General features: G+C 65.4%; 12 protein-coding genes. 5 read left to right on the top strand and 7 right to left on the bottom strand.

Going from position 1 to position 12,723, the window contains the following annotated elements; translation table 11 throughout:
* Positions 1–22: 22 nt before the first annotated feature.
* Both K0P03_RS18810 and K0P03_RS18805 read left to right on the top strand, forming a co-directional pair.
* Positions 23–973: an aldo/keto reductase gene (locus K0P03_RS18810; RefSeq protein ID WP_272790321.1), complete on the top strand. Its 951-nt coding sequence runs from the start codon at positions 23–25 to the stop codon at positions 971–973.
* 3 nt (positions 974–976) lie between these two features.
* A complete protein-coding gene (locus K0P03_RS18805) occupies positions 977–1,420 on the top strand; it encodes a GNAT family N-acetyltransferase (RefSeq protein WP_024270464.1) in 444 nt (147 codons plus the stop codon).
* A 77-nt stretch (positions 1,421–1,497) separates the two neighbouring features.
* Here K0P03_RS18805 and K0P03_RS18800 read toward each other — a convergent pair whose 3' ends face one another.
* Positions 1,498–2,388 carry a LysR family transcriptional regulator gene (locus tag K0P03_RS18800; RefSeq protein WP_023514537.1) on the bottom strand — a complete coding sequence of 297 codons (891 nt, stop codon included), beginning with the start codon at positions 2,386–2,388 and terminating at the stop codon, positions 1,498–1,500.
* Between the two features lie 151 nt (positions 2,389–2,539).
* On the opposite strand from K0P03_RS18800, the gene K0P03_RS18795 reads away from it, so the two are divergent.
* Positions 2,540–3,538, top strand: coding sequence for an aldo/keto reductase (locus tag K0P03_RS18795; protein ID WP_272790320.1), 999 nt, complete (start codon positions 2,540–2,542; stop codon positions 3,536–3,538).
* Positions 3,539–3,628: 90 nt separating this feature from the next.
* Here K0P03_RS18795 and K0P03_RS18790 read toward each other — a convergent pair whose 3' ends face one another.
* From K0P03_RS18790 to gcl, 4 genes are all read right to left on the bottom strand, one after another.
* Positions 3,629–4,897: a glycerate kinase type-2 family protein gene (locus K0P03_RS18790; RefSeq protein WP_272790319.1), complete on the bottom strand. Its 1,269-nt coding sequence runs from the start codon at positions 4,895–4,897 to the stop codon at positions 3,629–3,631.
* 251 nt (positions 4,898–5,148) lie between these two features.
* Positions 5,149–6,033 carry a 2-hydroxy-3-oxopropionate reductase gene (locus K0P03_RS18785; RefSeq protein ID WP_023516801.1) on the bottom strand — a complete coding sequence of 295 codons (885 nt, stop codon included), beginning with the start codon at positions 6,031–6,033 and terminating at the stop codon, positions 5,149–5,151.
* Between the two features lie 35 nt (positions 6,034–6,068).
* The gene (gene hyi, locus K0P03_RS18780; RefSeq protein ID WP_272790318.1) at positions 6,069–6,848 is read right to left on the bottom strand and encodes a hydroxypyruvate isomerase; all 780 of its coding nucleotides are present in this window, start codon (positions 6,846–6,848) and stop codon (positions 6,069–6,071) included.
* Between the two features lie 21 nt (positions 6,849–6,869).
* Positions 6,870–8,654 carry a glyoxylate carboligase gene (gene gcl / locus K0P03_RS18775; RefSeq protein ID WP_130520188.1) on the bottom strand — a complete coding sequence of 595 codons (1,785 nt, stop codon included), beginning with the start codon at positions 8,652–8,654 and terminating at the stop codon, positions 6,870–6,872.
* A 167-nt stretch (positions 8,655–8,821) separates the two neighbouring features.
* Here gcl and bhcR point away from each other — a divergent pair, with 167 nt between their 5' ends.
* A complete protein-coding gene (gene bhcR, locus K0P03_RS18770) occupies positions 8,822–9,649 on the top strand; it encodes an HTH-type transcriptional regulator BhcR (protein ID WP_050742800.1) in 828 nt (275 codons plus the stop codon).
* 146 nt (positions 9,650–9,795) lie between these two features.
* Positions 9,796–10,092, top strand: coding sequence for a hypothetical protein (locus K0P03_RS18765; RefSeq protein ID WP_023515601.1), 297 nt, complete (start codon positions 9,796–9,798; stop codon positions 10,090–10,092).
* Here the strand turns inward: K0P03_RS18765 and guaD are convergent, their stop codons facing one another.
* Together guaD and K0P03_RS18755 are read right to left on the bottom strand one after the other, a co-directional pair.
* Positions 10,093–11,433, bottom strand: coding sequence for a guanine deaminase (gene guaD, locus K0P03_RS18760; RefSeq protein ID WP_023515602.1), 1,341 nt, complete (start codon positions 11,431–11,433; stop codon positions 10,093–10,095).
* Entirely contained in the window at positions 11,430–12,671 is a 1,242-nt protein-coding gene (locus tag K0P03_RS18755) for a urate hydroxylase PuuD (protein WP_050742801.1), read from the bottom strand. The genes guaD and K0P03_RS18755 overlap by 4 nt, the downstream gene beginning before the upstream one ends.
* Positions 12,672–12,723 lie beyond the last annotated feature (52 nt).

The following is a 12,723-nucleotide window of genomic DNA, read 5'->3' as shown; positions in this document are numbered from 1 at the left end:
CACGAACCCTTTGGAGGACCCCATGCAGCTTCGCGCCCTCGGCAAGACCGGCCTTTCGATCGCTCCTCTCGTCTTCGGCGGCAATGTCTTCGGCTGGACGGCCGACGAGAAGACCTCCTTCGACCTGCTCGACGCCTTCACCGGCGCCGGCTTCAACGCCATCGACACGGCCGACGTCTATTCCCGCTGGGCGCCGGGCAACCAGGGCGGCGAATCCGAGGCGATCATCGGCAAGTGGTTGAAGCGCTCCGGCATCGCCCGCGACAAGGTGGTCGTCATCACCAAGGTCGGTTCCGACATGGGCCAGGGGCGCCGGGACCTGCGCAGGCGCTGGATCGTCGAGGCCGTCGAAAACTCACTGAAGCGGCTCCAGACCGATCATATCGACCTCTACCTCTCGCACTGGCCGGATCCGGAAACGCCCTATGAGGAAACCCTGGAGGCCCATGCGAGCCTGGTGAAGGCCGGCAAGGTGCGTGCCTTCGGCGCCTCGAACCTCGATGCCGGCCAGTTGCAGGCCTCGTTCGAGGCCGCCGACAAGGCCGGCCTGCCGCGCTATGGCGCGCTGCAGCCGGAATACAATCTCTATGACCGCGCCGGTTTCGAGGGCGCGCTGGCCGACCTCTGCCGGAAAGAGGATCTTGGCGTCATCACCTATTACAGCCTCGCCTCCGGCTTCCTCACCGGCAAGTACCGCACGAAGGCGGACACGGAAGGCAGAACCCGCGGCGAGGGCGTCGTGCACTATCTCGACGACAAGGGCCGGCGTATTCTCGCCGCGCTCGACACGGTAGCCGCCGACACCGGCGCGACACAGGCCGAAATCGCGCTCGCCTGGCTGATGGCCAAGCCCGCCGTCACTGCGCCGATCGCCAGCGCCACCGGCCTCGGCCAGCTCGCAAGCCTGACGAAGGCGGCGGCCCTGACGCTGAGCGCGGAGCAGATGGCGGCGCTCGACACGGCGGGGGCGTGACTCATGGCCATCATCATCCGCGATGCGCTGGAAAGTGACGAAGCCGCCTGGAGAAAGCTCTGGGCCGGCTACCTCGCCTTCTACGAGACCGACGTGCCGGAGGAGGTCACTGCCTTCACCTGGGCCCGCATCCTCGACCCCGGCTCCCGCGTCTCGATGCGCCTTGCCGACGAGGACGGGACGGTGCTGGGCTTTGCCATCCACCACTATCACGATTCCACCTGGGACATCGCACCGGAAGGCTATCTCGAGGACATGTTCGTCGATGAAGACACGCGCGGCAAAGGCATCGGCCGGGCACTGATCAACGATCTCGTCACCATTTCCCGGCGCAACGGCTGGCGCGGGATCTACTGGCACACCCGCCATGACAATGCGCGCGCCCGCAAGCTCTATGACAGCTATGTCGAGACCGACGGGCACATCCGCTACCGGCTGGAGACCTAGAGCTTTCCCGCATTGTCCGACGCCGAAGCAATCCCGCTTCGGCCGGAAACGCTCGAGCATAACCTGCCGAGCCGGGGTCAGCCGCGGAACCGGAAGAAATCGACGAAAGCGCGCAGCGCCGGGCGCATCTGCCGGCGCGAGGGGTAATAGATCGAAAAGCCGTCGAAGGCCGGGCACCAGTCTTCCAGCACCGCGACGAGACGGCCGGCCTCGATATCGTCGGTGACGCGCTGGTCGAAGACATAGGCAAGGCCCGCGCCGTCGATCGCGGCCGCGCGCATCAGCCGCTGATCGGAGACGATCAAAGGGCCGGTAACGTCGACCGTCACCAGCCGCCCGCCCTTTTCCAGTTCCCAGCGATAGACCCGTCCGCTGGAAAAGCGCCGCCGGATGCAGCGGTGCTGCATGAGATCGCGCGGCTGGACAGGTTCCGGATGGTTTTCGAAATAGGCAGGCGCGCCGACGATGAGGCCGCGCCAGGGACCGCTCGCCCTCACCGCGATCATGTCGGCCTCCAGATGTTCGCCAAGCCGCAGCCCCGCATCGAACCCCTTCTCGACGATGTCCTCGAAGCGATCGTCGGTCCTCAGGTCCAGCTCGATCTCCGGATAGGCGGCGAGGAAGGCGCCGAGCCGCGGCATGACGATGTCTTCGGCGGCGATCAACGGCATGGTGACGCGCAACGGCCCGGCAGGGCGGCCCTGCCGGTCGGCAAGCGCCTCCATGGCCGAACCGATATCGGAAAGCGCCGGCGCCAGCGTGTCGAGCAGCAGGCGCCCCTCCTCGGTCGGCGCCACGGAGCGGGTGGTGCGCGCAATGAGGCGCACGCCGAGGCTTGCCTCCAGCGCGGAGACCGCATGGCTGACGGCGGAGGGCGCAATACCGAGTTCACCCGCCGCCTTGCGAAAGCTGCGCGTCTCCGCGACGATGGCAAGCACCGCGAGTTGAGAAAGCTGGGTTCGGTTCATTGTTCCAACAAATAGAACAAGCTGTTGGCTTTTGCAGCAATTTTCCGATGAAGCACCGCGCTCTAGATTGGCCTTGTCCGGATGACGGCAGATCGTTCGCCGTCCGGCCGTGCGGCCCCGCCTCCGGGGTCCAGAGAAAAAGGATTTCGCCATGAAACACAGACAGCTCGGCACGCTCGACGTTTCCGCCCTCGGCCTTGGCTGCATGGGCATGAGCCATGCCTACGGCCCCTCCGGCGACGAGACGGCGGCCATCGACACGCTGCACCGCGCCGTCGATCTCGGCATCACCCTGTTCGACACGGCCGAGGTCTACGGCCCCTACAGAAACGAGATTCTTCTCGGCAAGGCGCTGAAGCCTGTGCGCGACAAGGTGGTGATCGCCACCAAGTTCGGCTTCCGCATCGACCCCGCAAAACCCTCCGCCGAGATGATCACCGGCACGGACAGCCGGCCGGAAAACGTCAAGGCCGTCGCCGAGGCCTCGCTGAAGCGACTCGGCATCGAGGTCATCGACCTCTACTACCAGCACCGCGTCGACCCGGCGGTACCGATCGAAGAAACGGTGGGCGCCATGGCGGAGCTGGTGCAGGCGGGCAAGGTGAAGGCGCTGGGTCTTTCGGAAGCCGGCAGCGAGACGATCCGCAGGGCCCATGCCGTGCACCCGATAGCCGCCGTCCAGAGCGAATATTCGCTCTGGACCCGCGACGTCGAGGAAAACGGGGTGCTGGAGACCTGCCGCACACTCGGCATCGGCTTCGTGCCCTTCAGCCCTCTCGGCCGCGGTGTGCTCACCGGCGCGCTGAAGAAGCTGGACGGCCTTGCCGACGACGATTTTCGCCGCTCGCTGCCGCGCTTTGCCGCGGAGAATTTCGACGCCAATCTCGCGCTGGTCGCCCTCCTTGAGGAAATGGCGGCGGAAAAGGGCGTCGCCCCGGCGCAGCTGGCGCTGGCCTGGGTGCTCGCGCAGGGCGATTTCATCGTGCCGATCCCCGGCGCCAGCAAGGTGCCGCACCTGGAGCAGAACGCTGCCGCCGCCGAGATCGTCCTGACACCGGAGGAAGCCGCCCGCCTCGGCGACCTCCTGTCACCGGCCAAGGTGGCCGGCGGACGCTACTCGCAGCGCATGGCCTCGATGGCCAACCGGTAGCGCGTTCGCAGCCGGGTGACGGCTTTCCCAACGGCAAAGGGCCGCGGATCACTCCGCGGCCCTTCCTGTCTTTAGCCGGCTTCTTCCACCCTACTGAATGAGGATGGCCCGGAAATCGTTGACATTGGTGCCGGTCGGCCCGGGCACGAAGAGGTCGCCGAGCGCGTCGAAGACGGTCCAGCTGTCGTTGCGGCCGAGAAACTCGGCAGCGTCCTTGCCCTTGTCGGCAAGCCGCGCGACGGTGGTGCCATCGGCGAAAGCGCCGGCATTGTCCTCTGATCCATCGATCCCGTCCGTATCGGCGGCAAGTGCAAAAAGACCCGGCAGACCATCGATGCCGCAGGCGAAGGACAGAAGGAATTCGCCGTTGCGCCCGCCCTTGCCCTTGCCCTTGATCGTCACGGTCGTCTCGCCGCCCGACAGCACGACGACGGGCTTGCGGAACGGCCGATCGCGGCGAACCACCTCGGCGGCGATCGCCGCGTGCACGCGGCCGACCTCGGCCGCCTCGCCCTCGATGGCATCGGAGAGGATGACGGCCTCTACACCCGCCTCGCGCGCCGCTTCGGCGGCGGCTTCCAGCGAGACGGCGGCGGACGCGACGAGCTTCACCTCGTTGCGGGCGAAGGCGGCATCGGATGGCAGCGGCGGCTCGTCCTTGCCATCACGGATGTGGCGCATCACGGCTTCAGGCAAGTCGAGGCGGTAGCGCTCGATGAGGCGCAGCGCATCCGCGCGGGTGGTCTCGTCCGCGATGGTCGGACCGGAGGCGACGAGGGCAGGATTGTCGCCGGGAATATCCGACACGACGAGCGAGACGACGCGGGCCGGATGGGCGAGCGCGGCGAGCCGGCCGCCCTTGATGCGCGAGACCTGCTTGCGCACGGCATTCATGGCACTGATCGGGGCACCGGAGGCGAGCAGCGCCTTGTTGACGGCGATCTCGTCGGCAAGCGTCAGGTCGCCGGCCGGCGCCGGCAGCAGGGCCGAGCCGCCGCCGCAGACGAGCGCGACGACGAGGTCGTCCTCCGTCAGGCCGCGCACGGCGGCCATCAGCCGGCCGGAGGCGAGAAGCCCGCTGTCATCCGGCACCGGATGGGCGGCCTCGAGGATTTCGATGCGCTCGCAGGCAACCGCATAGCCGTAGCGCGTGACGACCACGCCGGTGAGCGGTGCGTCCCACAGCCGCTCGAAGGCACGCGCCATCTGCGCCGCGCCCTTGCCGGCGCCGATCACCACCGTGCGGCCCTTCGGCTTTTCCGGCAGATTGGCGGCCAGCACCTTGTCCGGATCGGCGGCGGCGACCGCGACGGAAAAGAGGCTTTCGAGAAAGGCGCGCGGATCGGCGATGGGCGGCATGGGTTCCTCCGGGTCATGCTGCCGCCCGGCCGCCTCGAACACGAGGGATTCCGGCAGCAGATTCAAAATTCTACAGCGGCCGTCGCCGCGCGCGCGGCAGCGGCGCTTCGGGCCGGGCAATTAAGCACAGCCCCTCACCCGCCCGCCAGCACCTCCTGATGAAAAAGAGCCGCGGCGAGGGATGAGGGGCTGCGCCTCCTCCTCCAGAAGGGGTGGCCGGGCGGGGCTCCCCTCCCCGCCCGGCCAGGCCGTCATGCGACGGCGTGGTTCGCCATGCGCTCCAGCGCCTTGACGAGACCTGAGTGATCGAGCCCAGCCTCGCCATGGGCGGCGCACTGGTTGAAGAGTTCCTGCGTGGACGCGGTGTTCGGCAGGGCGACGCCGAGTGCCTTGGCTCCTTGCAGCGCCAGGTTCAGGTCCTTCTGGTGCAGCGAGATGCGGAAACCCGGATCGAAGGTGCGCTTGACCATGCGCTCGCCATGCACTTCGAGAATGCGCGAGGAGGCAAAGCCGCCCATCAATGCCGAGCGCACGCGCGCCGGATCGGCACCGGCCTTCGACGCGAAGACGAGAGCTTCGGACACCGCCTCGATGGTCAGTGCGACGATGATCTGGTTGGCGACCTTCGTCACCTGGCCGTCGCCGCAATCGCCGACCAGGGTGATGTTCTTGCCCATCAGCTGGAAGAGCGGCAGCGCCCGGTCGAAGCTCTCCTGCGAACCGCCGGCCATGATGGAGAGCGAGGCGTTCTTGGCGCCAACCTCACCACCCGAGACCGGGCCATCGACAAATTCGGCGCCGGTTGCGCGGATCTTCTTGGCAAATTCCTTGGTGGCGATCGGCGAGATCGAGCTCATGTCGATGACGAGCTTGCCGGTCGCAAGGCCGTAGGAGACGCCGTTCTCGCCGAAGAGCACGTCTTCGACCTCGGGCGTATCGGGCAGCATGAGGATGATCGTGTCGACGGTCTCGGCCAGTACCTTCGGGCTATCGACGATCTCAAGACCGTTGTCGAGCAGTTCCTGACGTGGCGGGATTGCGAATTTCGAGGTGATGACCGTGTGGCCGGCGTCCTGAAGGTGACGCGCCATGGGGGTGCCCATGATGCCGAGGCCGATAAAACCGATAGTTGCCATGATTTAAACTCCCAGACTTTGAATGCGTTTTGTCTTCAGCGACCGACTTCGGCCAGCCAGCCGAGGCCTTCCTGCGTCGTGGTGCGCGGCTTGTATTCGCAGCCGATCCAGCCGTCATAGCCAAGCGCGTCGAGCGTCTTGAACACGAAGGGATAGGCGATCTCGCCGGTACCCGGTTCGTTGCGGCCCGGATTGTCGGCAAGCTGCACATGGGCGATCTGCGCCTGGTGCTTCTTGAACGTGCCGATCAGCTCACCCTCGGTGCGCTGCTGGTGGTAGAGGTCGTACTGGATGAACAGGTTGTCGCTGCCCACCTCGGCGATGATGGAAGCCGCCTGGTCCGGGGTGTTGAGGTAGAAGCCCGGAATGTCGAAGCGGTTGATCGGCTCGATCAGAAGCCGGATTCCATGTTTGCCAAGCTCGCTCGCGGCCAGCTTCAGGTTGGCGACGAAGGTGGCGCGCAGCTCCTTGTCCGAAACACCCACCGGGGCGATGCCCGAGAGGCAGTTGACCTGCTTGCATCCGAGCGCCGTCGCATAGTCGATCGCCGAGGCCACGCCGCGGCGGAACTCGTCGACCCGGTCCGGCAGGACCGCGATACCGCGCTCGCCGCCGGCCCAGTTGCCGGCCGGCAGGTTGTGCAGCACCTGCGTCAGGCCATGAAGATCGAGCGCTGCGCGCAGCGCCTCCTTGTCGAAATCGTAGGGGAAGAGATACTCCACCCCTTCGAAGCCGGCCTTCGCGGCCAGCGCGAAGCGCTCGAGGAACGGCACCTCGTTGAAGAGCATGGTCAGGTTGGCCGCGAATTTGGGCATGGTGTTTTCCTTCTCTTCGTCTCAGTCCAGAAGAGCCAGCGTGGCGGTCGGGGCATCTTCGCCGCGTTCGGCCAGGTCTTCGAATTCGACGACGGCATTGATATCGGCGCCCATGGCGATGTTGGTGACGCGCTCGAGGATGAACTCGATGACGACGGGAACCTGGTGCTCCTTCATCAGCGCCTGCGCAGTGTTGAAGGCTTCCTGGAACTCGTTCGGGCTGCGGACGCGGATCGCCTTGCAGCCGAGGCCTTCGGCAACGGCAACATGGTCGACACCATAGCCTGCTTCCGAATCGCCCGTCGCATTGATGTTATCGAAGGCGAGCGAGACCTCGAAGTCCATGTTGAAACCGCGCTGGGCCTGGCGGATGAGGCCGAGATAGGAATTGTTCACGACCACATGCAGGTAGGGCAGCTTGTGCTGGGCGCCGACCGCAAGCTCCTCGATGAGGAACTGGAAGTCGTAGTCGCCGGACAAGGCGACGATCGGACGATCGGGATCGGCGGCCCGCACACCGAGGGCAGCGGGCAGCGTCCAGCCGAGCGGGCCGGCCTGGCCGCAGTTGATCCAGTTGCGCGGCTTGTAGACATGCAGGAACTGCGCGCCGGCGATCTGGGAAAGACCGATGGTCGAAACGTAGCAGGTGTCGCGGGCAAAGGCCTTGTTCATCTCTTCGTAAACGCGCTGCGGCTTCAGCGGCGTCTGGTCGAAATGGGTCTTGCGCAGCATGGTGCGCTTGCGCTCCTGGCATTCCTCGGCCCAGACCGACCAGTCACGCAGCTTGCCGGCGACCTTCCATTCGGTCGCGACGTCGAGGAACACCTTCAGCGCGGCGCCGGCATCCGAGACGATGCCGAAATCCGGCGTGAAGACGCGGCCGATCTGGGTCGGCTCGATATCGACGTGAACGAAGGTGCGGCCTTCCGTATAGGTCGGGATATTGCCGGTGTGGCGGTTGGCCCAGCGGTTGCCGACACCGAGAACGAAGTCGGAGGCGAGCAGCGTCGCGTTGCCGTAGCGGTGCGAGGTCTGCAGGCCGCACATGCCCGCCATCAGCCGGTGGTCGTCCGGGATCGTGCCCCAGCCCATCAGCGTCGGGATGACGGGAACGCCGGTGATCTCGGCGAACTCGACCAGAAGGTCCGAGGCATCCGCATTGATGATGCCGCCGCCGGCGACGATCAGCGGGCGCTCGGCCGCGTTCAGCATGGCGAGGGCCTTTTCGGCCTGGGCGCGGGTAGCGGCCGGCTTGTAAGGCTCGAGCGGCTCGTAGGCGTCGATGTCGAACTCGATCTCGGCGAGCTGGACGTCGATCGGCAGGTCGACCAGGACCGGGCCGGGACGGCCCGAACGCATCGTGTGGAACGCCTTCTGGAAGACGTAGGGAACAAGGCCCGGCTCCATGACCGTGACGGCCCACTTGGTGACGGGCGCAGCGATCTTGGCGATATCGACCGCCTGGAAGTCTTCCTTGTCGAGGCGGGCGCGGGGCGCCTGGCCGGTGATGCAGAGGATCGGGATCGAATCGGCGGAGGCCGAGTAGAGGCCGGTGATCATGTCGGTGCCGGCGGGGCCGGACGTACCGATGCAAAGGCCGATATTGCCGGCGCGGGCCCGTGTATAGCCCTCTGCCATGTGGCTTGCGCCCTCGACGTGGCGGGCGAGCACATGGCGGACCGTGCCGCGCGCCCTCAGCGCCGAATAAAAGGGATTGATCGCAGCGCCCGGTACACCGAAGGCACAATCGATGCCTTCCTTTTCCAGAACCAGGACCGCTGCATCGACAGCACGCATTTTAGCCATGGGATTTCCTCCGTCTCTCGAGAAGGAAGGTAGCGCATCTGTTTCTGCGCGCAATCATAAAATGGAAATCAATCCCATCATACGGAAATAAACATTTTCAACGAAACTGGAACAATCGCCCCGGGCCGGCTATGTCATGAATGCACAGAGACGGAAGAGAGGGACGCATGGCGGAGCAGCAGGAGAAGATGCGGGGGCGGCCCGGCCGCAAGGCCGGCGAGAATGCGGCACCGTCCTCGGTGCAGGTGCTGGACCGCAGCCTGAAACTTCTCGATCTCGTGGCGCGGGCGGACGGCGCGGCGCTGACCGATCTTGCCGACCAGTCGGCCATGGCGCCCTCCACGGTGCACCGCCTGCTGACCTCGCTTTCCCAGCACGGCATGGTCGCCCATGACGCGGAGACCGGCGCCTGGACGATCGGCGTGAAGGCCTTCGAAATCGGCACCGCCTATCTGCGCTTCCGCAAGCTCGGCACGATCAGCCGGCCGTTTCTCAAGCAGCTGATGGAAGGGTGCGGCGAGACCGCCAACATCGCCATCGAGGACGACGGCGACGTGGTCTTCATCTCGCAAGTCGAAAGCCACGCGCCGATGCGCGCCTTCTTCCGCCCCGGCCGACGCGGGCCGATCCATGCCTCCGGCATCGGCAAGGCGATCCTTTCGACCTGGCCGGATGCCCGCATCGAAGCGTTGCTCACCGGCCGCACGCTGCAGCATTTCACCGACAAGACCCGCGACACGATCCCGACGCTGCTGGAAGACATCGGAAAAATCCGTATCCGCGGCTGGTCGATCGACGACGAGGAGCACACGCTCGGCATGCGCTGCGTGGCCGCGCCGATCTTCGACGAATATGGCGAGGCGGTCGCCGGCATTTCCGTGTCCGGACCGGCGGTGCGCCTGCCCGACAGCAAGGTCGATGCCTTCGGCCCGGTGGTGCGTGCGGCGGCGGAAGGGCTGACCAAAGCGATGGGCGGGCGCCTGAAGGGTCCCTGACGCCATCTCCCCCAACAGGCCGATACGATAAGCCGTTCCGTCTTGCCCAAGGCGGAAAACGTTCTTCTCCTTGATTTCCCGCAAGCCGGCGGCACCGTTGTGGCGTAGTCTGGCGGCAACTCTCTCGGACAAGGAAGGACGATCCCATGACCCCCATCCGGATTGCGGCCACGGCCGCCTCGCTTCTATTGGTCGCCAGCCCCGCCCTGGCTAAAATCCCGCTCGTCAACGCCACCTGCCCCGGCAATATCGAGGTGCATGCCGACGAGGGCGGGCCGATCTACATCAATGGAAAGGAAGGCAAGCTGCACGTCTTCAACGACAACTACTATGAGGCCAAGGGCGGCGGCGTGACGATCTCGCTCAGCATCAACCCCGACGGCACGGCCGCCGTCTCCTATACCGGACACGGCGGCGCGAACGGCATCTGCACCGTCAAATGATCAGGCCGTCTCGAGCAGGCGCTGCCTTGCGGCATCCGCCTTGCCCTTCCCCTTCATCGCCTTGCCGGCGACATAGACCTCGGCGACGCAACGGTCGTCGCCCATGGTCTGAAGGATGAAGAGCTCTTCCGCGAGCGAGGTGGCGGTGCGCATGCGGTACTCCATCGCCGACTTGCCGGACGAATCGAGCACGACGATATCCGCATCCGCCCCTGCATGCAGCGAGCCGATATGCGTCTCGAGCCCGAGCGCGCGGGCATTGCCCAGCGTCAGGCGGTAGAAGGAATTGAACGGCGTCAGTTTCTGGCCGTTGAGGTGCAGCACCTTGTAGGCCTCGTCCATCGTTTCCAGCATGGAGAAGCTGGTGCCGGCACCCACATCCGTCGCCACCGACCAGCGCGCGCCGAGCCGGTCGAACTTGTCGCGATCGAAGAGACCCGAGCCGAGGAAAAGGTTTGACGTCGGGCAGAAGACGCCGACGGCACCCGTCTCGGCGAGCACGGAAACCTCGCGGTCGCTGAGATAGATGCAATGGCCGAGCAGCATGCGATCGTTGAGCAGGCCGTAGCGGGCATAGATATCGGTGTAGTCCTTCGCCTGCGGGTAGAGCGAGGTGGCAAACGCGATCTCGTCGCGGTTCTCCGAAAGATGCGTCTGCACGTAGCAGGAGGGATGTTCGGCGACGAGCGCCTGGCTCATCTCCATCTGCTCCGGCGTCGAGGTGATGGCGAAGCGTGGGCTGATCGCATAATGCGCGCGGCCGCGGCCATGCCATTTCTCGATGAGCCGCTTCGTCTCGTCATAGCCCTGCTGCGGCGTGTCGCGCAGGGCGTCGGGCGCGTTGCGGTCCATCATCACTTTGCCGCCGACCATGCGCATGCCCCGCGCCTCGGCCGCCGAGAAATAGGCCTCGACGCTCTCGGGATGCACCGAGCAATAGGCGACGGCGGTCGTCGTGCCGTTCGAGATCAGCTCGTCCATGAAGCGATCCGCCACGGCGGCCGCGTGGGCGGCCTCGGCGAACTTCTGCTCCTCGACGAAGATGTAGGTGTTCAGCCATTCCAGAAGCTGCGCGCCATAGGACGCGATGGCCTGGGTCTGCGGAAAATGCAGATGCGTGTCGATGAGGCCCGGCAACACGAGGTGCGGGCGATGGTCGGCAACCGCGACGCCCGGGCCGGCATGCCTGCTGACCTCGGCATGCTCGCCGATCTCCACGACCTTGCCGCCGCGGACGAACACCGCGCCATCCTCGATGTAGCGCCAGGCGGCCGTATCGTCGATGCCCTGCGGCTCGGCGAGAAAGGTCAGCACGCGGCCGCGGATCAGGAGTTCGTTCATTGGGTCTTCTCCCCGCTGACGGCATTTTCGTACCAGGCGACGAGCAGGCGGCGCTCCTCGTCGGAGATCTGCGTCACATTGGCCGGCGGCATGGCATGCGAGCGGCCGGCCTGCAGGTAAATCTCCCGCGCGTGGTTGGCAATCTCGCCGTCCGTTTCCAGGACGACGCCCTTCGGCGCCGTGATGATGCCTTCCCAGCCCGGCTCCTTCGCGTGGCACATGGCACAGCGCCCGAGGATGGTGTCGCGCACCTGCGGAAAGCCGTCCGCCGAAACGAAGGTCTGCTGGATGGCCGAGACCTTGGTTTCCGCCGGTTCGCCTGTCAGGATCTTCGGCACGGTGGACAGCCACATGATGGCAACGAAGAGCAGGGCGGTGACGAGCCAGGTCCAGGTCGGATTGCCGGCATTGGCGGACGTGGTGTTGAAGTAGTGGCGGATCGTGACGCCCATCAGGAAGACCAGCGAGGCGATGATCCAGTTGAATTCCGTGCCGAAGGCCAGCGGATAGTGGTTCGACAGCATCAGGAACAGCACCGGCAGCGTCAGGTAGTTGTTGTGCGTGGAGCGCTGCTTGGCGATCTTGCCGTATTTCGGATCAGGCGTGCGACCGGCGATGAGGTCTGCGACGACGACGCGCTGGTTCGGCATGATGATGAAGAACACGTTGGCCGACATGATCGTCGCCGTGAAGGCACCGAGATGCAGGAAGGCGGCGCGCCCCGTGAAGAGCTGCGTATAGCCCCAGGCCACAGCGACGAGGATGAAGTAGAGCGCCACCATCAGCCGCGTGTTGTCATTGCCGAAGGGCGACTTGCAGATCAGGTCGTAGATGATCCAGCCGAAGGCGAGCGAGGCCAGGGAAATACCGATCGCCACCGGCTTGGAGACGTCGAGCACGTTCGGGTCGATCAGATAGAGGTCTGCGCCTGCATAATAGACGAGACAGAGCATGCCGAAACCGGAAAGCCAGGTCGCATAGCTTTCCCATTTGAACCAGACGAGGTGCTCGGGCATCTGCGCCGGCGCGACCAGGTATTTCTGGATGTGATAGAAGCCACCGCCATGCACCTGCCATTCCTCGCCGTGGGCGCCCGGTGGCAGCGCGGGATGCTTCTTCAGGCCCAGATCGAGCGCGACGAAATAGAACGACGAGCCGATCCAGGCGATCGCCGTGATGACGTGCAGCCAGCGGACGGCAAACATGAACCAATCCCAGGCTATGGCATATTCGTACATAGGGACCTCCTCCCATTTTCCATGGGCTTGTTTGCCATCAAGTGATTTTCTC

The sequence above is a fragment of the Shinella sp. HY16 genome, assembly GCF_028534175.1.
In the GTDB taxonomy this organism is placed as follows: domain Bacteria; phylum Pseudomonadota; class Alphaproteobacteria; order Rhizobiales; family Rhizobiaceae; genus Shinella.
This window is presented reverse-complemented; position numbering and strand designations above follow the sequence as displayed.